Consider the following 21539-nt stretch of genomic DNA (forward strand, 5'->3'; position numbering starts at 1 on the left):
TCGTGCCTATAATATGCGAACGTACGTTAGTTAGTATACCATCGGTCGACGGAGGAGCGAATGAACGCGAACGGCGATGAATGGGCACTGGTGACCGGGGCGAGCAGCGGCATCGGCCGGGCGGTGGCGGAGGCACTCGCCGAGCGCGGCTTCGGCGTCGTCTGCGCGGCCCGCCGCGTCGACCGGCTCGCCGAACTCGCCCGCGATCTCGGGAACCGGGCCGTTGCGATCGAACTCGATCTCCGGGATCCCGCCTCGGCGACATCGCTGGTGGAGCGACTCCCTGCGCCGAGCCGGAACCTCGCCGTGCTCGTGAACTGCGCCGGCCACGACGTGGGCGGACGGCGTCGATTCGACCGCGGCGAGATGGACGAGTGGGCGAACGTCGTCGAGACCAACCTGCTCGGCACCATGCGGGTGACGCACGCCGTCGTCCGGGGCATGGTCGAGCGGGGGCGCGGCCATGTGGTCAACGTGGGCTCCATCTTCGGCTTCGAAGCGCACGCCGGCGGCGCCGCCTACACGGCGAGCAAGTTCGGCATCAACGGCTTCAGCAAGGCGATTCTCGCGGACTATCGCGGCAAGGGCGTGCGCGTGACGCAGGTCATCCCCGGTCTCACGCGCACCGAGTTCGCCGAGGCGAGATGGGGCGGCGACAAGGCGAAGGCAGACGAGTTCTACGGCAAGTTCCCGTCGGCGCTCGAACCGGCGGACGTCGCGCGCATGGTGGTCTTCGCCGTCGAACAGCCGCCTCACGTGACGATCTCCGACCTCATGGTCCTTCCTTCTTCCTAGGCCGGGAGACGTCCGTGTTCCATCACGTCGTACTCATGAAGTTCTCGTCCGCCGCGGACCGCGCGTTCCACGACCGGGTCGAGCAGTACTCCGAGCGGCTGCGACGCACGACGCCCGGCCTCGAACGGTACGTCTACCGGCCGAATGCGGCGTCCCGCAGCGACGGCCTGACGCACGTGATTCTCGCGACGTTCGCGACTGGCGCCGACCACGACGCCTACCAGGTGTCGCCGCTGCACCAGGAGATGAAGGCGTACATGACGCCGTTCATCGAGCGCATCGTCGTCGCCGATCTCGACGATGCCCAACCATGATCGGACACGAGAGATGACGACCCGCTCGCCGCAGGGGACGCCTGGCGATGGAGGCAGTCGTCTGGCGGAGTTCATGCTGCGTCACGGCATCGCCGACTACGAGTCGCTGTGCCGTCGCGCCGATGCCGATCCGGAATGGTTCTGGCCGGCCGTGATGGATTTTCACGGCCTGCGATTCTTCCGGAACTTCGATCGCGTGCTGGATGTGTCGCGCGGGCCGGAGTGGGCGGAGTGGTGCCAGGGCGGCACGACGAACATCGCCTACAACTGCCTGGATCGCACGCTCGCGGCCGGGCGCTCCGCGCATCAGGCGATCGTGTGGGAAGGCGAAGCGGGCGAGCGGCGAGAGCTGAGCTACGCGGAACTCGCCTCGCTCTCCGCGCGCGCCGCCGCGGGCCTTCAGGAACTGGGTTGTCGACGCGGCGACGTCGTCGGGCTCTACATGCCGATGGTGCCCGAAACGGTCGCGGCCTTCCTCGCGATCACGCGCATCGGCGCGATCGCGCTGCCGCTCTTCTCCGGCTTCGGGGCGCACGCGCTCGCGGAGCGTCTTGCCGACGCCGAGGCGCGTTTCCTGTTCACCGCCGACCGGACGCTTCGCCGCGGCAAGTCGATCGGCATGGTCGACGTCGTGGCGGAGGCGTTGCCGTCGATTCCTTCGCTGCGCCACGTGATCGTGGCCGAGCGCGACGAGGGGCAGGGCCGTTGGCCCTCCGACGGGCGTTTCACGTCGTGGCGGGCCCTGGTCGCGGACCGCGCCGAGGCGCCGGCGGCGGAACTGCCGGCCGAGACGACGGCGATGATCGTCTACACCTCCGGCACGACGGGCAAGCCGAAGGGAACGGTCCACTCGCACTGCGGCTTCATGACCAAGGTGGCGCTGGATTTCGGCATCATCCTCGACCTCTCGCCGGGCGACCGGCTGCTCTGGATGAGCGACATGGGATGGCTCACCGGGCCGATCCTGGCGGTGGCCGCACCGCTGGTCGGCGCCACGCTCGTGCTGGCCGAAGGTGTTCCCGACTATCCGGATCACGGGCGGCTGTGGCGGCTCGTGCAGTCCCATCGCGTGACGTTCCTCGGCGTCGCGCCGACGATGGTGCGCGCGTTCATGCAGCACCCCACGGACGTCCTCGACGGTTGCGACCTGTCGACGCTGCGCGTCACGGCCGCGACCGGCGAGCCGTGGACGCCGGAGGCGTGGGAGTGGTTTCGCGCGCGCGTGGGCAAGGGCAAGGTCCCGCTGCTCAACTACTCCGGCGGAACCGAGATCGGTGGCGGCATCGTCGCCGGCACGATGCTGCACCAGGACGTGAAGCCGTGCGCGTTCGCCGGACCGATTCCCGGCATGGGCGCGATCGTCGTCGACGAGGCCGGACATCGCGTCACCACGGGGCAGGTGGGCGAACTCGCGCTCTCGGTGCCGTCGATCGGCTTGACGCGCGGCTTCTGGCGCGATCCCGAGCGCTATCTCGACTCGTACTGGCGCAAGATTCCGGGACTCTGGGTCCACGGCGACTTCGCCTCGATCGACGCGGATGGCGCATGGTTCATCCACGGCCGCTCCGACGACACGATCAAGGTCGCCGGGAAGCGCACCGGTCCCGCCGAGGTCGAAGCGGCGCTGCTCGCGACCGGGAAGATCGCGGAAGCGGCCGCGGTCGGCCTGCCGGACCCGCTCAAGGGCTCGGCCGTGGTCTGCGTGTGCGTGCCGTCGAAGAGCGTGACGGCCGATGCACGCCTCGTCGCGGAACTGACGGAATCCGTCGCCGCGGCGCTCGGCGCATCGTTCCGGCCGAAGCGGATCGTCTTCGTCGACGACCTGCCGAAGACACGAACGATGAAGATCATGCGTCGACTGGTCCGCTCAGTCCTGCTCGAAGAACCCACCGGAGATCTTTCCGGATTGCTCAATCCGGAGTCGCTGAACGCGATTGAGCGCGCTGCGCGCAAGGGCCCGGTCTGACCTCGGACGTCGTCGCGCGCCCTGCGACGCGGCGGTACTTGACGTACTAACGTTAGTTCGTTTACTCTCGGATCCGCCCCCGGACGAGGACATGCGATGACCCACTCCAAGCTTCCAGTCACGCTCGCGGAACACGTCGAGAAGGCGCTCGCGGGCGGCAGCGAACAGGCCCGAGCGCGCCACGTCGCGAGCGGGAAGCATCTCGTGCGCGATCGTCTCGCCCGGTTCTTCGACGCCGGAACGCTGGTCGAGGACGGCCTGCTCGCCGGCGTTCGCCGCGGACTGCCCGGCGACGCCGTGGTCACCTGCGTCGGCACGGTCGGCGGCCGCCCGGTCGCGGTGATCGCCAACGACATGACGGTCAAGGCGGGGACCTGGGGCTACACGACCTTCGTCAAGATCACGCAGATGCAGGAACTCGCGGCGCGCAATCGCATGCCGATCGTCTACTTCGTCGACTCCGCCGGCGCGCGCATCGACGACCAGTTCGACTGCTATCTCGGCCGGCGCGCCTGGGGCAACATCTTCTACAACCAGGTGCAGTTCTCGGGCGTGGTCCCGCAGCTCTGCCTGATGTTCGGCCCCTCGCCCGCGGGATCGGCGTACGTGCCCGCGCTCTGCGACAACACCTTCATGGTCGACAAGAACGCCACCGCCTACCTCGGCTCGCCGCGCCTCGCCAAGATGGCGACCGGCGAAGACGTCACCGAGGAGCAGATGGGCGGTGCCCGGATGCACTGCACGACGAGCGGTCTCGGCGACCTCCTCGTCCAGACCGAAGACGAGGCAATCGAACGCGCGCGCGCCTATCTCGGATACTTCCCGGAGCATTTCGAGTCGGCGCCTCCGATCACGGAGCCCCGGGAGCCCGAGGACGGACCGAAACCGTCGAGCGTGATACCCGCGAGCCAGAACACCGCCTACGACGTGCGCAAGCTGATCCGCACGCTCGTCGACGCCGGCTCCTTCTTCGAGCTGAAGGAACTCTTCGCGCGCGAGCTGTGCACCGGCCTCGCCCGCATCGGCGGGCGCAGCGTCGGCATCGTCGCGAACAACTCGCTCCACAAGGGCGGCGTGCTGTTCAACGACTCGTCCGACAAGGGCGCGCGCTTCATCTGGATGTGCAACGCGTTCAACATCCCGCTGCTGTTCCTCCAGGACATCAGCGGCTACATGATCGGCAGCGCGGTGGAACGCGCCGGCATCATCCGCCACGGGGCCAAGCTCCTGACGGCGGTCTGCGAAGCGCGCGTGCCCCGGATTGCGGTGATGGTCAGGAAGGGTTACGGTGGCGGATATCTCGCGATGTCCGGCACACCCACCCAGCCGGACGCCCAGCTGGCGCTCCCCGGCGCGATGCCGGCGCTGATGGGTCCCGAGGCCGCCGTCAACGCGATCCACTACAACCAGATCCAGGCATTGCCCGAAGGCGAACGCGCCGCGTTCATCCAGGAAAAGCGCGACGCCTACGCGAAGGACATCAATCCGTTCGATCCGGCCGACCGGTTCTCGTTCGAAGCCATCGTGGAACCCGACGCGCTGCGCGACGAGCTCATCCGTCGATTCGAGATCTACTCGCGGCGCGAAGTGCCGCGCATCGACCGACGCAACGCCGTGTACCCGGTGTAGCGCACCGACCAACTCACCGAAAGCGGACATCATGTCGCACCAGGTACTTGCACCGATGATGGGTACTGTCGTACGCGTCGACTGCGCGGCCGGCGACAGCGTTTCGCCGGAAACCGTGGTCATCGTCATCGAATCGATGAAGATGGAGGTGCCGATCGAAAGCGGCGCTTCGGGCGTCGTGAGCGCCGTCCGCTGCAACGTCGGCGACCTCGTCGAACTCGATCAGGTGCTCGTCGAGATCAAATAGCGGATCGACGGCGATCGGAGCCTTCGGCGCGAGGTCGCCCGAGGATCCGCCGCGGGATTCGCCTCGCCGTCGTGTTTCCGGCGAGCGTCGCCGTTCCGTCGCCCGGTCGGGCGCGGCCCCGGATCCTCGAGCGGCAAGGAGCGCCATGCTCAAGCGAATCGCCCTGATCACGCGCAAGCCCGGCATGTCCCGGGAAGCGTTCCTCGAGCACTGGAACGAGGTGCACGGGCCGCTCGTCTCGGAGCACCCGAACGTGCTGCGCTACGTACAGGACAACGTCGTCCACAAGGAACGGTTCGTCGACCGCAATCCGGATCCGAATCGCCCGCTGCCGGCCGGATATCAAGGTCCGGAGGTCGATGGCATTGCCGAACTGTGGTTCGCCGACCGGGAGAGCATGGACGAACTCTATGCGTCGCCGCACGCCAGGGTGATGCAGGCGGACGGGCTCGCGCACCTCGGCACGATCACGACGTTCATCGTCGAGGAGAGAACGGCGATCGATCGCAGACCGGATGCAAGGGGGCTGGTGCTGAGCCTTTCCGGCGAATGCGTGCTCGTCACCGGCGCCGCCAGCGGCATCGGCCGGGCTCTCGCGTTGGGAATCGCTCGCGCCGGGGCTGCCGTCATCGCCGTCGACATCGACGCCTCCTCATTGGACGAAGTCGTGTCGACCATCGCCCGGCAAGGTGGTTCGGCGCGAGGTCACGTGCTGGACGTCGCGGATCGGGCGGCCTGTCGAACGCTCGCCCGGGACCTGGCGCAGCAGCGGATTTCCGCTCTCGTCAACAACGCGGGCGTCGCCATTCCGAGCCGGCTGGGGGCCGACGGCATCGACGCGGCGTGGGACAAGACCTGGGCGGTGAACGCCGGCGGCGTGTTCAACGTCACCGCCGCGTTTCTGCGCCACCTCGAGGCCACCCGAGGGGCGATTCTCAACATGAGTTCCGTCGCTGCGCGCTCGGGCCGCGGGATGAATACCGCCTACCAGAGCTCCAAAGCCGCCGTGACGCAGATGACGCGCGGATGGGCGGTGGAACTCGCGGATCGCGGCATCCGCGTCAACGCCATTGCGCCGGGTCCGATCGAAACCGCGCTCACGAGGCATACGCGCGGCGATCCCGACCGCGTTGCGAAGACGCTCTCGCGCGTGCCGCTCAATCGGTTCGGGCAACCGGAAGACCTGGTCGGCGCAGCCGTGTTCCTGCTTTCCGGCCACGCGGCGTTCATCACCGGATCGGTGCTCGCCGTGGACGGAGGCTTCGACGCCACCTGAGAACCCCACGGCGATGTAGCCGTGAGACTGGAGGACAAACATGAACTGGACCGCGTTCGCCTGCCGACTCCTGGCTGCGATGACCTTCTGTTCGATCGCCGCAGCGCAGACGCCGGCCCCGGCGTATCCGGATCGGCCCGTTCGGCTCGTCGTGCCGTTCCCGGCCGGAACGATCACCGATCTGGTCGGGCGCAAGGTCGCCGAGGTGGTGAGCCGGGACCTCGGCCAGCCCGTCGTCATCGACAATCGCGTCGGCGCGGGCGGGAACATCGGCGCGGACTACGTCGCCAAGCAGCCCGCCGACGGCTACACGCTGTTCATGGGGACCACGGCCAATCTCGCGGTCAACGCGACGCTGTACAAGCTGCCGTACGATCCGGTCGCGGACTTCACCCCGCTGTCGATGGGCTACTACTCGTGCAACCTGCTGGTGGTGAGTTCGCAGTCCAGCATCCATTCGCTCGCTGAACTCATCGCCGAGGCGAAGCGGAGGCCGGGGCAACTCAACTACGGTTCGCCCGGCGTTGGAACGGCAGGCCACCTCGCCGGGGAATGGTTCACGATCACGACCGGCACCAAGATCACGAATGTCCCGTTCAAGGGAGGCCCCCAGATCCTGAACGAACTGATGGCCGGGCGCCTGGACATGTCCTTCGAGGCCGTGGGCAACGCCCAGCCGTTCATTCGCGCAGGCAAGCTCAGACCTCTGGCGACCACGTGCGCGGAACGAATTCCCGCGTTTCCCGACGTTCCGACGATGCTCGAGTCGGGGGTACGCGACTACGACATTCGCGGTTGGGTGATGTTCATGGCACCTGCGAAGCTGCCGGATCCGATCGCCGGGCGCCTCGCTGGCGTCTTCTACAAGGCATTGAGCAGTCCGGAAGTGCGCGAATTCATCACGTCGAACGGGATGGAACCGAAGCCGGCATCGCCCGCCGCCACGAGCGCGTTCCTGAAGGAGGAGATCGCCAAGTGGGGAACGATCATTCGCACTGCGGGCATCAAGCTGGACTGACGGCCGGGCCGCGGCCCAAGCGGCCCGTAGCGCCGCATCGACCCCATCTCGGGGGCGGCTTCGCGCTCTCACGCCGCGGAAATGCCGGATGACTGCCAAAAACGCCGCTGCGGAAGTCGATTCCGGCCCGATCATCCACGGGGCGCGAATCCCAAGTGCCTGATCGCACTGGGGAAGGGAAGATGGTGGCAAGGGCACACTCGCATTCCGCCTGCAAACCCGCGTGGATATTGGCTTTCAGCCAATTCGACTTTCGGAGTTACCCCCAAAGTTACCCCCGCCTCCGATTCTGTGTTCTCGTCACTGCTACAGATCGGCGCGGTGCAGGCGCATGAGTTCGCGAAGACGTTCGCTTACTGCTCTGGATTGAAGACTGCGTCGATGTCTCGCGCACCGTGCAGCACCCGGACGACATCGATCCCGACATCAAGCGGCACGTAGAAAACAACGTAGCGCCCGAACGGAAAACTGCGCACGCCCGGCGCCAGTTCGTCGCGGGCACGGCCCATCATCGGCTGCGTCGCCAGCACCCGGAACTGCTCGTCGAGGTGATCCACCCAGCGATCTGCGGCGGCAAGACTGTCGTCGGCGATGAAATCCCAGATTTCGAGGATGTCGGTCTCTGCAAGAGGCCGCCGCGTTACCTGCGGCATCTAAGCAGTCGTTGGCTTGGAAGCTCGTCGGGTGCGCGCTTTGCTCTTGACCGATCCAGCATTCCAGGTTTCGCTCGGCCCGCTGGCCAACCCTTGGCGGACATCGCTGCGCAACTGTTCGAGCTTAGCCTCCCTGAGTCGATCCTGCTCATCCATTAAGCGCAGCGCCTCGCGCACGACTTCGCTGGCCGACGTGTAAAGGCCGGAGGCCACCTTAGAGCGGACAAGTTCTTCCAGCTGCGGTGTCAGGTTGACGTTCATTCCCATGGGTGCTCGTCCTCGAGTCAAGACAGGGCGCATTATATCAAGAAATGTCAAAGCTGGACATTCGCGGCCCGGGCCCGCGGCCGAGCGCTCCTGCCGGAAACGCGTTTTCCGACCCGACAACCCCTGCTGTTGATGCGCGAATGAAAGTACCCCGTTTTCGGAGGTAGTGCGCGGCGAAAATGACCCAGGGTGATTAACCTCCCCGGCTCGATGTTTGAGCAGGGCTCAAAGGAGATGATCACCATGAAGGATCTGGGAACAATTCGGCGCATGTACTTCCGAGACGGGCTGTCGCTGTCGGAGATCGAGCGCCGCACCGGGTTGACGCGCAAGACGGTACGCCGGTGGCTGAAGGCGGCGGAGGGGGTGGCCCCGGCCTTACATTCCGCACATCGGCGGACGCAATTGGAGTGAATTTCCGGAGGCGAGGCCGGAAGGCTGGGGCGTCACGCGCAGACGCGGTAGGCGTGTGCGGGAACTCCGAGCAACGCGAGGACTTGGCGCTGCAGGTCGGTGAGGTCGGCGTCAAAGGTCTGGACGGTTTGGCCGTCGCGCAACAGGCGGTGGCGTTGGGCGAGGCTGAACAGGCGCAGCACCTGCTCGGTGGTAGGCCGCCGACATTGACGCTGCTCCGGATACAGCGGTAGCTCGGCGATCACCTCGTGGCGCATCGCGCCGCGTAATTCACGCTCGATGAGCGCCTGCACGAGCAGGGCCAGGAAGTACAGCGTGAACAGGGCCTCGATGCGCCCTTCGTTCTTGAGGAAGATCGGGGCGATCTCGTGCACGGTCTTCACCTGCTCGAAACGCTTCTCGATGGTGGGCTGGCCCTTGTGGGCCTCGAGCACTTGGGCGGGGGTGAGGGTCCGGTCGTTGCTGAGCAACGGATACATGCCATCGCTCTTCTGGTCGTAGGCCACGGCGGCGGCGTCGATCGACCATTCGATGTCGAAGCGCCGGCGGGTGATCTTGCGGTACGCGGTGTCGGGGCCAGGACGACCACGGCGGACCTGCTTGAAGCTGTGCTCCTCGCGCACCACGCGTTTGACCTTGAGGTAGCGGGTGACCCGGTACTGCTCGAGGATCTCGGCCACGCGCTGATCGATCTCGGCAGCACCCCGCAGCCGCGCGCGGGTTGCGATCAGGCGCCGGTGCAACTGTTCGAGCGCTTCGCTGGCCGCGGCGAGCTGGCGGTCGCGTCGGGCACGCTGGTGCAGCGTGAGCAGCGTGCTCCACACCCAGGTGATCGGCCAGACCTCCATCGAGGGCAACGGTTGGCGGTAGACGTACCAGCAGTCCCGTGGTCCGTCACGGTGCCGAGTATTCGGCCGATCCCAGACTTGTTCCCAGGCCGGGTCATGGGTCTGGATCCACTGGCGAAAGCGTGCATCCTCCTGGCGGCTGCGTGGCATCACGGTAACGAAACGCCCGCCCGCGGCATCGATGTGACGCATGTTCTCGTAGGAGCACAGCTTGGAATCGGCGACATACAGGAAGTCGGCACGGCCGGCCACCGCCCGCAATGCCTCCCAGGTCTGGACGTGGGTGACCGAGTCGCTGGTATTGCCGTCGGCGCAGCGAAACGACGCCGGAACCCCCTCGGCGGTGACGGTGAGGATGAACAGCAGCTGGCGCAAATCCGGGCGGTGGTCCTTGGAAAAGCCGAAGGCGATCGCCGGTGCGGTGCGCCCGCGCAGCTCGCGGCCGGTCGCCGCCCGGTACTGGCCGCAGAAGGCGATCGAGGTCGAGTCGTTGTGCAGCCGCTCGAAGGTCACCCCGAAGCGCTGCCCCACTGCGACCACCACCGCGGTGAGCAGGGCTCCACGGTCGGCGTCGAAGAGCCGATCGAGCGCGCGCCCAATGCGGTCGTCGGTCAGCCGCACCATCTGCGCCGCGTCGATGCCGAAGCACCCCGGCGCAAAGCCGTGCACGGTCTCCTGCTGGCGGTAGACGGGCTCGCGCTCGACCAGGATCGAGCGCAGCAGCACGCCGAGTGCCTGCGCGTGGCTGACGGCACGGCGTCGATCGGCGGTGGGCACGAACTTCTCGAGCAGCGCCGGCAACCCCATGCGCTCGAGGAAGTGATTGACCAGGGGTAGCGGTCCCAGTCGCTCGCTGTTCAGGGCGAAGCGTTCGGGCGGGTAGACTTGTGGTTTCTTCAACCTGACGATAGTATTATCGCCAGACATGACCAAGTCAAGCCCCCCATCCAAGCGATCCCTCGCCACCCAGGCCAGACGGTCGCGGCAACGCATCGAGAAGATTCGCGCTGCCGTCGGCACGATCGACTACCTGTGCACCGGCACGCTCTACGAACATCTGAGCCGCTGCGGCAAGGCTGGCTGTCGCTGCGCCACCGACCTGGCAGCTCGCCACGGGCCGTACTACGACTGGGGGTACATGCAGGACGGCAAGCTCGTGCGTCGCCGCCTCTCGGCCGAGCAGGCCCGCCTCATGCGCCTGGCGATCGCCAACTACCGCAAGCTCAAGAAACTGCTACGCGAATGGGAGAGAGAATCCGCGCGACTCATCGAAGCCGAACAACCTCGCGATCACTGACTCCGACGTGCGATCGGGAAATTACCGAGAAATGCGTCTGCCGATGTGCGGAATGTAAGCCCGGCGGCCACCCAAACTCCTCCACTCGTGGCCACCCCAAATTCCTCCACCTGATCGAGCAAAGCGGCGCCTGATCGGGGCGCCGCGCGGCGGGACGTTACCGTTGCTCCTCACCATCGTAAGGGGGAAGGAGTGAACGTCTTGAAGCCGGAATTGTTGACCACGCTCCGCACGCTGCTCGCGCAGGGTGCGACGCAGCGGGAGATCGAGCGATTCACCGGGCGAGCTAACAGGGGCCTCGAAGTCGGGACGCATAGCTCAACCCACTACCCCACGCGGTCTCAATTGTTGCCAGGAATTCTTTGGGCACGCGCTCGTCACCCTTGGCCGCGAGCAGAGTCTCGCGCATGGCGTCTGCGATGTTCTCGAGCATGCGGCTGGGCTGGGTCACGCCACAGATGCGGCGCCCGAAATCGTGCAGCTGGTCCGCCGATGGATACGCCTTGGAGTGCTTTCCTGCGAATAGCTTCAATGCCAGCGTATGGTCCACCAGCTCCGGGCCGCCGGGATATCTCCTGTATTTGTAAACGGTTGTGGTCACCACATCGAACATGGGCGCCAGCCACACATCCGCAGGGGAGCGATACAAGACCCCGAAGTTCTTGAGATGCGCATCGCCATTGCCGACCATGATGGAAAAGGCGACCTGCCCAAAGAACCGCTTCATGTTGTCGCTGTGCAACTGCAGCTGACGTAGCAGCTCTGCGACGCGCTGGTAGCTACCCTGATACTTGCGGTCGGAGTGGATGTCGCGCACACGCAGTCCTGCAAGCGCTGCGATGTCCTCGAATCCCAGCCGCTCGACTTGGTCGTTATCGCGGGTCGCCAAGTCAAACCTTTCAATGATGAGCAGTTGCCCGTCGTCGGACAAGGCGAATGAGGGCACGGCGATGTCGGCGCGTCGCGCCGCGTCCAGGCAAAGGTATTCGTTGACGGCCAGGTGCGGGTACTCAGGGCTGCCCGCTTTCACGATGAGTGACGGGATGGGTATCGTCACTCGGCCTGGAACCATGATTTTCGGCTGCACGCCTGATATGCCAATGCCGCTGCTTAGATACGCGGCGACCAACTCCGCGAACATCTCAGGCGAGTAGCGCGTCCGCAGCAACTCCTCCTGGGTCAGGACCCGGGGTGCGACTACATCAGGCACACCCGGCAGACTGTAGCCCAGGCGGCCAATGCCGTTTCGACCCACCAGCGCCAGCAAATGCATGGGCGTTAGCGGCTGCTTGGGAAACAGGTCGCGAATTCGCGCGTACAGGTCACCCTCAGGCAGGTTCTGGTCCATGGGGGCGAACAGCGCGGTGTCTTCCCAAGTGAGTTTTTGCGCCGGCGGCATGAGCAACGCGACTGGCGGCTGCTCGGGCTCAGGGGTGACGTAACGAAACTCGTAACTGGCGCCCTTGATGAGTTGTCCTGCACGCTCAGTGTCGCCAATGGCGACGTCGAGGAGGCGCACTTTTTCAGGAAGCATCGGTGTCTTCCTCGAAACGGCGAGCGACCTCCTCGGCTGTAGGCAAGCCGGCAGGCTCCACAGTCAACGCCAGCCCCAATGCGCCCAGCACTGCCAGCAGCGAGGACACTGTCGCCTCCTGGCCAAGTTCGAGGTGGTCAATAACCTTGCGGGCCTTTCCAGACCTCTTGACGAGCTCACGTTTGCTCAGCCGAAGCGCTTTGCGGCGCTCCTGCAACTGGCGGCCAAGCTCATCCGGTAGGCGTATTTGGTACCCCATAGGGATCAATTATATCAAAATACCGACTACCTGGCAACCTATAGGTAGCCAGTGAGCGCCATCCGTTGGTGTCAGCGATCGGCATATTGGAGCCAATCGGTGATCGGCATATAGGAACCAGCGCGTGATCGGCATACGGGAGCCACGGCGTGATCGCCGTAATGGAGCCAGTCGCTGATCGGCGTACAGGAGCCAGTTGAGGGAATGACGGACGTCTCGAACTGATTCGTGCCACCGGTACGCTCCCGGGGGCTACCGGCATGCGCATGAGCACGGCACGAAGCCGTTCCGCCTCCGCGGTCTCATTCGCCTGTCGCGCCCGGTGCGCCGTTAGCCCAGGCGGAATGGGCCGGTCTGCCGGCAGCACATCCGGCGTCACGACGTGCCGTCGCACCGGTGTGCCCGCGGCGGCCTGCGAGGGCCCGGAACACGGCGAGACCTTGAGCACGGCGACTCCACCGGCGCGCAAGTATCGATTGATCCGGTCGGCGTCTTGCGCTGCCGCTTTCATGAACGGCAGCCGCTCCATGGCCCACGCTTGTAGCCCCTGCGCCAGCGTCGTGCGCGCTGGACCTGCCCCGGCCGGCCTGCCGGCGCCCTCGAGCGCGGCGAGACGACGGTCGAGTTCGGCGCGTGCCTCGGCGGCGCTCCTGCAGCCGGACACGTAGACGGCATGGCCGCGCACACGCCGGCGGATCGACCAGCCGCGGCCTTCGCGATACGGTTTCGACACTTGCAACTCCCTGGTTGGGAGTCGCGTCTAGGCAACGCCTTTATCCGCGCGGCACGCGTGCCGGCGGGTATCGCCATTCCGCGTTCCGCTACGCAATGATGCGCAGTGGACCGCAGTCGGACGAAACGCCACGCAGCGGATTTGCCAGAAAATTGCCAGAAAAGCCCGCGGAAAGGCTCGATTCCGGCATGGCCAAACGGTTGCCTGAATTTCCCAAGTGAATGATTACACTAGGGAAAATGAAGATGGTGGCCAAGGGCGGAATTGAACCACCGACACAAGGATTTTCAGTCCTCTGCTCTACCAACTGAGCTACTTGGCCGAACGGTGGATTATAGCAGGGGTCGGCGGCGCCGGCCGGACCTCGGTTGCCCCCGCCCGGCACCCGGGAGGTCAACGCGCAACCGCGCCGGCACTGCGCACGCGCTCGCGGTAGCGCCAAGGCGGCTCGGGGTCCGGGCTCGCCCAGAGGCCCCGTCGCGCTGCGCGCGCTTCAGCTTCGAAGGCCATGAGCGCGGCGTCGTCGGTGTAGCGGCGGAACACCCACGCCCAGCCGTCGCGAACCTGCGCGTCTGCCACGTCGGCACCTTCGACCCGAACGCGCGCGAGTATGCGGCCGTAACTGTCCTTCCCGCGCTCCTCCACCGTGACGTCGCGCCGCAGAACGCGCGCGGCGAGGGCTTCACGAGAGCGCTTTGACCACGGCTGGCCGCGTTCGGGCGCGTCGATGCCCCAGAGTCGCACGTGCACGTCGCGGTTGCCGTCGCGCACCGTCAGCGTGTCGCCGTCCGCGACCGAGACGACGCGTCCGGTGAACTCGGCGAGCGACGGCGCGGCCGCGAGCGCCGCGACGGCGGCGAACGCGAGCGCGAGGGCCCGCGCGTCAGGCCACGAACGCGGCCGCGCGTGCTGCATCGATGCCCACGGAGCGCGCGGCATCGAGGAGATCCTGCCAGGTCTTGTCGTCGAGCGGGACGCCCTGCCGGCGTCGCGTCTCGCGCGTGCGCCGCTCGACGTCGCCGGGCGCGAGGACGCTCTCTCCCGGCTTCGCGGGTGGCGACGCCTTGACCCATTCGACGAACCTGTGCGCCTCCGCGAGCACGACGCCGTCGCGGTCGTAGACCGACGGGTCGATGAAGATCGACAGCATGTTGTTGCACAGGATCGTGTCCTCGGGATCCGAGCTGCGTCCGGTCGTTACCGCGCCGGCGAGGAGGTCGGTGAGGATCGACAGCCCCGAGCCCTTGTGCGCGCCGATCGTGAGGAGGGCGCCGCCGTCGTAGAAATCCTTCGGATCGGTCGTCGGGCGCCCGTCCCTGTCGACGATCCAGCCCTCGGGCACGCGGTCGCCCTTGTTCATCGCGACCATCAGCTTGCCTTCCGCGACCGTCGACGTCGTGATGTCGAGGATCACCGGCGCGCCGCCTTCGACCGGCACGCCGATCGCCATCGGATTGGTCGACAGCCTGCGGTCGCTGCCGCCGAACGGCGCGACGCGCTGCGCGCCCGAGGTGTTGAGGAAGTGCAGCGACACCTGCCCCGCCTCCGCCGCCATCTCCGCCCAGTCGCCGAGCCGTCCCAGGTGTCCGCAGTTGCGAAGCCCCACCATCGCGATGCCCTTCTCCTTCGCCTTCGCGATGCCGAGCCGCGTCGCCGTCTCGCCGGTCACCTGCCCGAAGCCGCGGTTGCCGTCGACGATCGCCATCGTGTCGCTGTCGAACACGATCGTCGGCGGCGTGTTGGGCCGGAGCGTCCCGTCGCGCACCCATTCCAGGTACTTCGCGACGCGCAGCACGCCGTGCGAATCGTGGCCGACGAGGTTGGAATCGACGAGCCGCAGCGCGACCGTGCGCGCCTCATCCTGCGCACAGCCGGCGCCTTGCATGATCGCGGCGACGAGATCGACGAGCTTCGAGGAGAGAACGGTCTTCATGCGGGGAGCGCGCACCCGTCGCGGCCGACGGCGTCTTCGAACGAGCGCCGATTATAGCGGCGCAGCACGCCTCCGCAGGCGGGGATTGCGCACGGCGGCGCCCGCGCTATAGTGGATCGCGAGCGGGCGCCGGAGCCGGTTCGGCGCTCGCGCATCGAAGGCCCTGCGGAGGCCGACCGCCGCCGCACGGTGCGGGAAGCCCACCATGGCCCTGCCCTTGCCGCTACGCATCGCCGCCGTCGCCTTCGCCGCGATGGTCTTGGCCCATCATCCGGTCGATGCGGCGCCGCCGGCGAGCGATGCCACCACACGCGAGACGAACGCCGCGCCCGACGCCGAAAAGCTCTACCGCGCGATCTTCAAGGTGAAGACGCGCGCGGTCCCGGACGCGCGCAGCGAGAAAACGCTCGGAGCGGAGCGCGAGGGCACCGGCGTGCTGATCGCGCCGGACGGACTGATCGTCACCATCGGCTACCTGATCGTCGAGGCCGACGACGTGCAGGTGATCGACCATCGCGGCCGCCCGCTGCCGGCGCAGCTCGTCGCGTACGACCACGCGAGCGGCTTCGGATTGTTGCGCTCGCTGGTCCCGGTCGACGGGCCGCCGATCGAACTCGGCGCGTCGTCGGCGATCGAGACGAGCGATCCGGTGATGATCGCGACGAGCGAAGGCCCCGGCGATGCCGCGTTCGCGCTCGTGGTGTCGAAGCGCGCATTCACCGGGAGCTGGGAATACATGCTCGACGACGCGCTGTGGACGAGTCCGCCGGTGGCGAACTGGAGCGGCGCCGGACTCATCGACCGTCATGGGCGCCTGGTCGGCATCGGCTCGCTCATCGTGCGCGACGCCACCGGCGACGAGCCGCGGCTGCCCGGCAATCTGTTCGTGCCGATCGACACGCTGAAGGCGATTCTGCCGGAACTCATCGCCCAGGGCCATCGCAAGGGGCCGCCGCGGCCGTGGCTCGGCGTTGCCGCGGACGAGGTCCAGGGACGTCTCGTCGTGTCGCGCGTGTCTCCCGGCAGTCCCGCCGACGATGCCGGCATCGTGGCAGGCGACATCGTGCTCGGCGTCGGCGACGAGCCGGTGCGCACGCAGGCGGACTTCTACCGCAAGCTGTGGACCGGCCGCAGCGCCGGCGCGACGATCCCGCTGCGCGTGCTGCAGGGCGCCGACGTGCGCGAAGTCTCGATCCGCTCGATCGATCGCGTCGACTACTTCAAGCCTCGCACGATGTACTGAGGGACGAGTCCTGCGGCTCCCGTAGAATGCTCGGCCGCCGTGGGCGCACCGCCCGCCGCCCCCCGGTCCCGCCCATGCCCCTGTACGCCGCCACGATCTTCGCCAGCGCGTTCCTGCTGTTCCTCGTGCAGCCGGTGATGGCGAAGCAGATCCTGCCGTGGTTCGGCGGATCGGCGACGGTGTGGACGACCTGCCTCGTGTTCTTCCAGACGGCGCTCCTCGCGGGCTACGCGTACGCGGACTGGCTGGTTCGCCGGCCTTCGCCGCGCAGCGGCCTGAAGCTGCACGTCGTGCTGCTCGTCGCGAGCCTCGCCCTGCTGCCGATCGTTCCCGCCGCGCACTGGAAGCCTTCCGGCGACGAGAACCCGATCTGGCTGATCCTCGGGATGCTCGTCGCGACGATCGGCCTGCCGTACTTCCTGCTGTCATCGACGAGCCCGCTGGTCCAGGCGTGGTTCGCGCGCCGTTTCCCCGGCCGCAGCCCCTACCGGCTCTTCGCGCTTTCGAATCTCGCGTCGATGCTCGCGCTCCTGGGCTACCCGTTCCTGCTCGAGCCGTGGATCGCGACGCGCACGCAGGCGTGGGGCTGGTCGATCGCCTACGCCGCCTTCACGGTGCTCTGCGCGGCGACCGGGTGGGCGAGCCTGCGCTTCGCCGCAGCCACGTCGGTGGCCGCGCCGTTGGCGAGCGCCGCGCCCGATCTCGACGAACCGCCGCCGACGACCGCGCGCCAGATCCTGTGGATCGCGCTCTCCGCGACCGGGTCGATCCTGCTGCTCGCGGTGTCGAACCACATCACGCAGAACGTCGCTGCGGTCCCGCTCCTGTGGATCGTGCCGCTCTCCCTCTACCTCCTCACGTTCATCCTGTGCTTCGACGGCACCGGCTGGTACCGGCGCGATCTCATCGTCGCGATGGCCGCCGCCGTTCTCGGCGTGATGGCGTGGACGCAGGCCGACCCGAACCTGACCCACGAACTCGCGATCCAGCTCGGCGTGTTCTGCGCGGGGCTCTTCCTCGCGTGCATGTTCTGTCACGGCGAACTCGTGCGGCTCAAGCCCGCTGCCCGCTGGCTCACCCGCTTCTACCTGACGGTCTCGTTCGGCGGCGCGCTCGGGGCGGTCGTCGTGGGGATCATCGCGCCGCTCGTCGTGCCCGCGTACTTCGAGCTCGGCGCGGCGCTCGTGCTGTGCGCGGCGTTGCTGCTGTGGCAGGTGCGCCGCGATCACAAGGTGTTCGGAGCGCTGGCGATAGCGTCGCTCGTCGTCACCGTCGGCTGCGCGGTGTGGTACGTCCGCGAGTTCTACGACCAGACGGTCGTCGCGACCCGCAACTTCTACGGCGTGCTGCGCGTCTGGGAAACCGGCAGCGACGACAGTCGCAAGCGCACGCTGATCCACGGCACGATCATGCACGGCACCCAGTACTTCGACCCGCTCCTGCGCCGGCAGCCGACGACCTACTACACCGCGACTTCCGGCGTCGGCCGGGCGATCGAGTCGCTGCATCCGCGACTCGAACCGGTGCGCGTCGGCGTGATCGGGCTCGGCACGGGCACGATCGCGGCGTGGGGGGCGAAGGGCGACGTCTACCGCTTCTACGAGATCAATCCCTCGGTGGTCGAGATCGCGAAGCGCGACTTCAGCTACCTGGGGGACAGCGAGGCCAGGGTCGAAACGGCGCTCGGCGACGCACGCCTGGTGCTCGAGCGTGAGCCGCCACAGCGCTTCGACGTCCTCGCGATCGACGCGTTCTCGAGCGACGCGATCCCGGTGCACCTGATCACCTCCGAAGCGCTCGAGATCTACCTGCGGCACCTGACGCCCTCCGGCATCCTCGCGTTCCACGTGACCAACCGTTTCCTCGACCTCGTGCCGGTCGTCGAGGCGCTCGCGCACGCGCACGGGCTCGCCGCCGTGCTCGTCGCGGACGAAGGCAGCGGCACGGGCGCGAGCACCAGCGACTGGGTGCTGCTTTCGTGCGATCCCGCGGCGCTCGACAAGCCCTTGATCGCGGACGCGACGACCGCGATCGCGCCGCGCCGGGATTGGCGAGTGTGGACCGACGACTTCAACAACCTGGTGCAGGTGCTGAAGTAGCCGCGATCGCAGCGCGCAGCCGGCGGCCCGGCGATTCCGCCGTCGCGCGGCGATACAATCGGCGCATGCGGCACGGCGAACCCTTCGACCCGGCGACCATGGCCGACCCTGCCGCGTACCAGGCGCTGCGGCACCCGCCCGGCGCGCACCACGTCGTGGCGCTCGACCAGCGCGCGTTGCCGCACGCGATCGTCCCGGTGCGCCTCGGCGACGCCGAGGCCGCCGCGGTGGCCATCCGCGACATGTGGATCCGCGGCGCGCCGCTGATCGGCGCGGTCGGCGCCTACGGGCTCGCGATGGCGCTCGACCGCGACGCCACCGACGGCGCGCTCGACCGCGCCCACGCCATGCTCGACGCGACGCGACCCACGGCGGTCAATCTCCGCTGGGCGCTCGACCGGGTCCACCGTCGCGTCGCGCCGCTCGCACGCGACGAGCGCGCCGACGCCGCGTGGGCGGAAGCCGACGCGATTGCGGTCGAGGACGTCGCGATCAACCGGGCGATCGGCGAGCACGGCCTGCGGTTGATCGAGCGCCTCGGCGCGCCGGGCGACGGGCCGGTCAACGTGATGACCCACTGCAACGCCGGGGCGCTCGCCACCTGCGGCTGGGGCACCGCGACCGCGCCGGTGTTCCTCGCGCACGCGCGCGGTGTGGCGGTTCACGTGTGGGTGAGCGAGACGCGCCCGCGCCTGCAGGGCGCCAACCTGACCGCGTGGGAGTTCGCGCAGCGGGGCATCCCGCACACGCTCGTCGTCGACGGCGCCTGCGCGTCGCTGATGCGGCTCCGCGAGGTCGACGTGGTGTTCGTCGGCGCGGACCGCGTCGCGCGCAACGGCGACGTCTGCAACAAGATCGGCACCTACGACAAGGCGATCGCCGCGAAGGAGAACGGCGTGCCGTTCTACGTCGCGCTGCCGTCACCGACCTTCGACGCGTCGCTTCCCGACGGCGATGCGATACCGATCGAAGCGCGCTCGCCCGACGAGGTCCTCCGCGTGCCCGGCCGCGACGAGCGCGAAGGGGACGTGCGCGCGGGCATCGCGCCGGCGGGCACGCGCGCGCACAATCCGGCGTTCGACGTGACCCCGGCGCGCTACGTGACCGGACTCGTCACCGAGCGTGGCGTGGCGGCGGCGTCCGAGGCCGGCCTGTCCGCGCTCTTCCCCGAGCGAATCGCATGAGGGCGCGACCAGGTGCCGACCGCGCGCTGCGCGCGCGCGTGATCGCGGCGGCGCTCGGCATGAACGCATCGGGCATCAACCGCGCCAAGGCGGGCAACGTCAGCGTTCGCCACCGCGCGCGCGGCTTCGACGGCTTCCTGATCACGCCGACCGGCGTGCCGTACGACGTGCTCGCTCCCGCCGACATCGTCGCGGTCGGACTGGACGGACGCGCGCGAGGGCGTCTCGCGCCGTCGTCCGAATGGCCGTTCCACCGCGACATCTATCGCTCGCGCGAAGACGCGGGCGCCATCGTGCACGCCCACTCGCCGTTCTGCACGACGCTCGCGTGCCTGCGGCGCGGCATTCCCCCGTTCCACTACATGGTGGCGGTGGCGGGCGGCCGCGACATCCGCTGCGCCTCCTACGCGACGTTCGGGACCCAGGCGCTCGCCGACGCGGCGGTGCGCGCGCTCGACGGGCGCCGCGCGTGCCTGCTCGCGAACCACGGGATGATCGCGTTCGCCTCCGACCCCGAGCGCGCGCTGCGACTCGCGATCGAGGTGGAGTCGCTCGCCGAGATGTACTGGCGCGCGCTTCAGGTCGGCGAGCCCACGCTCCTCGACGACGACGAGATGGCTCGCGTCATCGAGCTGTTCGCGAGCTACGGCCAACCCGCGCCGCGAGCGCGGGCACCCACCCGGGGTCGCCGGTCCACTAAGGTTTGACGGTCTCGGACTCCACCACGAGGTCGAGCACGTAGACGTACGACGAGGCGTCGGCCGGCACCGGAGCGCGCACGAACCGCTTCACGCGCAGCACGTTGCGCACTCCCTCCTGGTGCGTGTAGCCCTCGATCGTGCCGTGGAACGCGCGCCAGGGTCCGGGGGATCCGGCCGGCAGCCCCTGCGCGTCGAACGCACGGTCGCGCACCTGCAGGCAGGTCGCGTCGCGGATCAGCGGATGGTTGCAGGGGACACGGCGCGGCGCGACTTCGAGGAACGCGATCGTCGGTGCGCCGTAGCGCGCTTCGGGCGTGAGTTCGCCAACGAAGACGAGTTGGTCGTTCGCGGGCGTCGCCAGGCGCAGGCGCGGCGGTTCGGCTGTCGTGAGCGCCGCGCCCATCGGCTCGGCCAGGAGCTTTCCGAGCGCCGCGTCCGCGTGCATGAGCGGGCCGTCGCAGGCGCGCATCGTCGCCGCCATCCGGCCGAACGCGAGCTTGCCCACGGACGGAATCAGGAAACCGCCGCGCATCGAGTTGCAGCCGCCGTCGATCACGACCTGGTTGCCCGAGAACGCGAAGACGAAGGCGCGCGCGCCCGACGGCGACACCGCGCCGATGCGCGCACCTCGTGTGTCGGTCGCGGACTCGAGTCGCCATCGGTAGCGCTCCAGCGTCCGCTCGGCACCCGAGGCGATCGGCGCCCACCCGTCGGGCGCGGGGGTCTGCACCGGCGCGGTCGTGCATGCGGCCACACCGAGCGCCGCGACGATGGCGATCGACGCGACGCGACGAGTCGCGTTGCGGAGCCGCCCGGTGGAATGGGCCGTCGCGACGCCGGGAGTCCGGCCGCGCGGCGCACCCGCTCCCGGAGATCGAGCCATGAAATTCGTGTACCTCGCGCTGATCGTCGTTTTCACCGTCGTCGTCCTGTCGTTCAAGATCCAGAATCTGGAGATGGTAACGGTCACGCTGTTCTCTGCGTCGATGACGCTTCCGGTGTCGACGCTCGTCGTCGGAGTCTACGTGCTGGGCATGCTCACCGGCGGGATGCTCTGGTCGCTCCTCAAGAGCTGGGTGCGGGGCGCTCGGGGCAGCGAGTGACTGTCCCGGCGATGGCCGGCGTGGAT

21 protein-coding genes, 1 tRNA gene and 1 pseudogene are annotated in these 21539 nt (G+C 68.0%); 14 read left to right on the forward strand and 9 right to left on the reverse strand.

Features of this window, described 5'->3' with window-relative positions:
• Positions 1 to 60: 60 nt before the first annotated feature.
• The 7 genes from HS109_00425 to HS109_00455 all read left to right on the forward strand — a co-directional run bounded on the left by HS109_00425 (position 61) and on the right by HS109_00455 (position 7245).
• Positions 61 to 795 (forward strand): SDR family oxidoreductase, encoded by a 735-nt coding sequence (locus HS109_00425; protein ID MBE7520834.1) that lies wholly within the window; start codon positions 61 to 63, stop codon positions 793 to 795.
• A 14-nt stretch (positions 796 to 809) separates the two neighbouring features.
• The gene (locus HS109_00430; protein ID MBE7520835.1) at positions 810 to 1109 is read left to right on the forward strand and encodes a Dabb family protein; all 300 of its coding nucleotides are present in this window, start codon (positions 810 to 812) and stop codon (positions 1107 to 1109) included.
• A 13-nt stretch (positions 1110 to 1122) separates the two neighbouring features.
• Positions 1123 to 3075: an AMP-binding protein gene (locus HS109_00435; protein ID MBE7520836.1), complete on the forward strand. Its 1953-nt coding sequence runs from the start codon at positions 1123 to 1125 to the stop codon at positions 3073 to 3075.
• A gap of 96 nt (positions 3076 to 3171) precedes the next feature.
• Positions 3172 to 4704: an acyl-CoA carboxylase subunit beta gene (locus HS109_00440; protein MBE7520837.1), complete on the forward strand. Its 1533-nt coding sequence runs from the start codon at positions 3172 to 3174 to the stop codon at positions 4702 to 4704.
• Positions 4705 to 4735: 31 nt separating this feature from the next.
• The gene (locus HS109_00445) at positions 4736 to 4951 is read left to right on the forward strand and encodes an acetyl-CoA carboxylase biotin carboxyl carrier protein subunit (protein ID MBE7520838.1); all 216 of its coding nucleotides are present in this window, start codon (positions 4736 to 4738) and stop codon (positions 4949 to 4951) included.
• A 145-nt stretch (positions 4952 to 5096) separates the two neighbouring features.
• Entirely contained in the window at positions 5097 to 6227 is a 1131-nt protein-coding gene (locus tag HS109_00450; protein ID MBE7520839.1) for an SDR family oxidoreductase, read from the forward strand.
• Positions 6228 to 6267: 40 nt separating this feature from the next.
• Positions 6268 to 7245 carry a tripartite tricarboxylate transporter substrate binding protein gene (locus tag HS109_00455; protein ID MBE7520840.1) on the forward strand — a complete coding sequence of 326 codons (978 nt, stop codon included), beginning with the start codon at positions 6268 to 6270 and terminating at the stop codon, positions 7243 to 7245.
• Between the two features lie 353 nt (positions 7246 to 7598).
• Here the strand turns inward: HS109_00455 and HS109_00460 are convergent, their stop codons facing one another.
• Positions 7599 to 7898 carry a type II toxin-antitoxin system RelE/ParE family toxin gene (locus tag HS109_00460; protein MBE7520841.1) on the reverse strand — a complete coding sequence of 100 codons (300 nt, stop codon included), beginning with the start codon at positions 7896 to 7898 and terminating at the stop codon, positions 7599 to 7601.
• Positions 7899 to 8165: a type II toxin-antitoxin system ParD family antitoxin gene (locus tag HS109_00465; protein MBE7520842.1), complete on the reverse strand. Its 267-nt coding sequence runs from the start codon at positions 8163 to 8165 to the stop codon at positions 7899 to 7901.
• Positions 8166 to 8399: 234 nt separating this feature from the next.
• Between HS109_00465 and HS109_00470 the strand changes: the two are divergent.
• Positions 8400 to 8540 (forward strand): annotated as a pseudogene (locus HS109_00470) (helix-turn-helix domain-containing protein).
• Positions 8541 to 8611: 71 nt separating this feature from the next.
• Here HS109_00470 and HS109_00475 read toward each other — a convergent pair.
• A complete protein-coding gene (locus HS109_00475) occupies positions 8612 to 10327 on the reverse strand; it encodes an IS1634 family transposase (protein ID MBE7520843.1) in 1716 nt (571 codons plus the stop codon).
• A 25-nt stretch (positions 10328 to 10352) separates the two neighbouring features.
• On the opposite strand from HS109_00475, the gene HS109_00480 reads away from it, so the two are divergent.
• Complete coding sequence (locus HS109_00480; GenBank protein MBE7520844.1) at positions 10353 to 10724, forward strand: hypothetical protein; 372 nt, start codon at positions 10353 to 10355, stop codon at positions 10722 to 10724.
• 286 nt (positions 10725 to 11010) lie between these two features.
• Here HS109_00480 and HS109_00485 read toward each other — a convergent pair whose 3' ends face one another.
• The 5 genes from HS109_00485 to HS109_00505 form a co-directional block, all read right to left on the reverse strand.
• Entirely contained in the window at positions 11011 to 12258 is a 1248-nt protein-coding gene (locus HS109_00485; GenBank protein MBE7520845.1) for a type II toxin-antitoxin system HipA family toxin, read from the reverse strand.
• Positions 12248 to 12517: a transcriptional regulator gene (locus HS109_00490; protein ID MBE7520846.1), complete on the reverse strand. Its 270-nt coding sequence runs from the start codon at positions 12515 to 12517 to the stop codon at positions 12248 to 12250. The genes HS109_00485 and HS109_00490 overlap by 11 nt, the downstream gene beginning before the upstream one ends.
• A gap of 979 nt (positions 12518 to 13496) precedes the next feature.
• A tRNA-Phe gene (locus tag HS109_00495) sits at positions 13497 to 13572 on the reverse strand.
• 71 nt (positions 13573 to 13643) lie between these two features.
• Entirely contained in the window at positions 13644 to 14165 is a 522-nt protein-coding gene (locus tag HS109_00500; protein MBE7520847.1) for a thermonuclease family protein, read from the reverse strand.
• A complete protein-coding gene (locus tag HS109_00505) occupies positions 14134 to 15183 on the reverse strand; it encodes a malate/lactate/ureidoglycolate dehydrogenase (GenBank protein MBE7520848.1) in 1050 nt (349 codons plus the stop codon). Before HS109_00505 ends, HS109_00500 begins: the two co-directional genes overlap by 32 nt.
• Positions 15184 to 15388: 205 nt before the next feature.
• Here HS109_00505 and HS109_00510 point away from each other — a divergent pair, with 205 nt between their 5' ends.
• The 4 genes from HS109_00510 to HS109_00525 all read left to right on the forward strand — a co-directional run bounded on the left by HS109_00510 (position 15389) and on the right by HS109_00525 (position 20416).
• Positions 15389 to 16426, forward strand: a complete 1038-nt coding sequence (locus tag HS109_00510; protein ID MBE7520849.1) for a serine protease — start codon at positions 15389 to 15391, stop codon at positions 16424 to 16426.
• 74 nt (positions 16427 to 16500) lie between these two features.
• Positions 16501 to 18525: a fused MFS/spermidine synthase gene (locus HS109_00515; protein MBE7520850.1), complete on the forward strand. Its 2025-nt coding sequence runs from the start codon at positions 16501 to 16503 to the stop codon at positions 18523 to 18525.
• A gap of 98 nt (positions 18526 to 18623) precedes the next feature.
• On the forward strand, positions 18624 to 19709 hold the full coding sequence (gene mtnA, locus HS109_00520) for an S-methyl-5-thioribose-1-phosphate isomerase (protein MBE7520851.1): 1086 nt from the start codon (positions 18624 to 18626) through the stop codon (positions 19707 to 19709).
• Positions 19706 to 20416 (forward strand): class II aldolase/adducin family protein, encoded by a 711-nt coding sequence (locus HS109_00525; GenBank protein ID MBE7520852.1) that lies wholly within the window; start codon positions 19706 to 19708, stop codon positions 20414 to 20416. Before mtnA ends, HS109_00525 begins: the two co-directional genes overlap by 4 nt.
• Here the strand turns inward: HS109_00525 and HS109_00530 are convergent.
• Positions 20406 to 21293, reverse strand: coding sequence for an META and DUF4377 domain-containing protein (locus tag HS109_00530; protein MBE7520853.1), 888 nt, complete (start codon positions 21291 to 21293; stop codon positions 20406 to 20408). The genes HS109_00525 and HS109_00530 overlap by 11 nt on opposite strands.
• Here HS109_00530 and HS109_00535 point away from each other — a divergent pair.
• The gene (locus tag HS109_00535) at positions 21292 to 21513 is read left to right on the forward strand and encodes a DUF1049 domain-containing protein (GenBank protein MBE7520854.1); all 222 of its coding nucleotides are present in this window, start codon (positions 21292 to 21294) and stop codon (positions 21511 to 21513) included. The two genes, HS109_00530 and HS109_00535, sit on opposite strands and share 2 nt — an antisense overlap.
• Positions 21514 to 21539: the final 26 nt, after the last annotated feature.

Source organism: Burkholderiales bacterium, assembly GCA_015075645.1.
GTDB lineage: Bacteria > Pseudomonadota > Gammaproteobacteria > Burkholderiales > Casimicrobiaceae > VBCG01.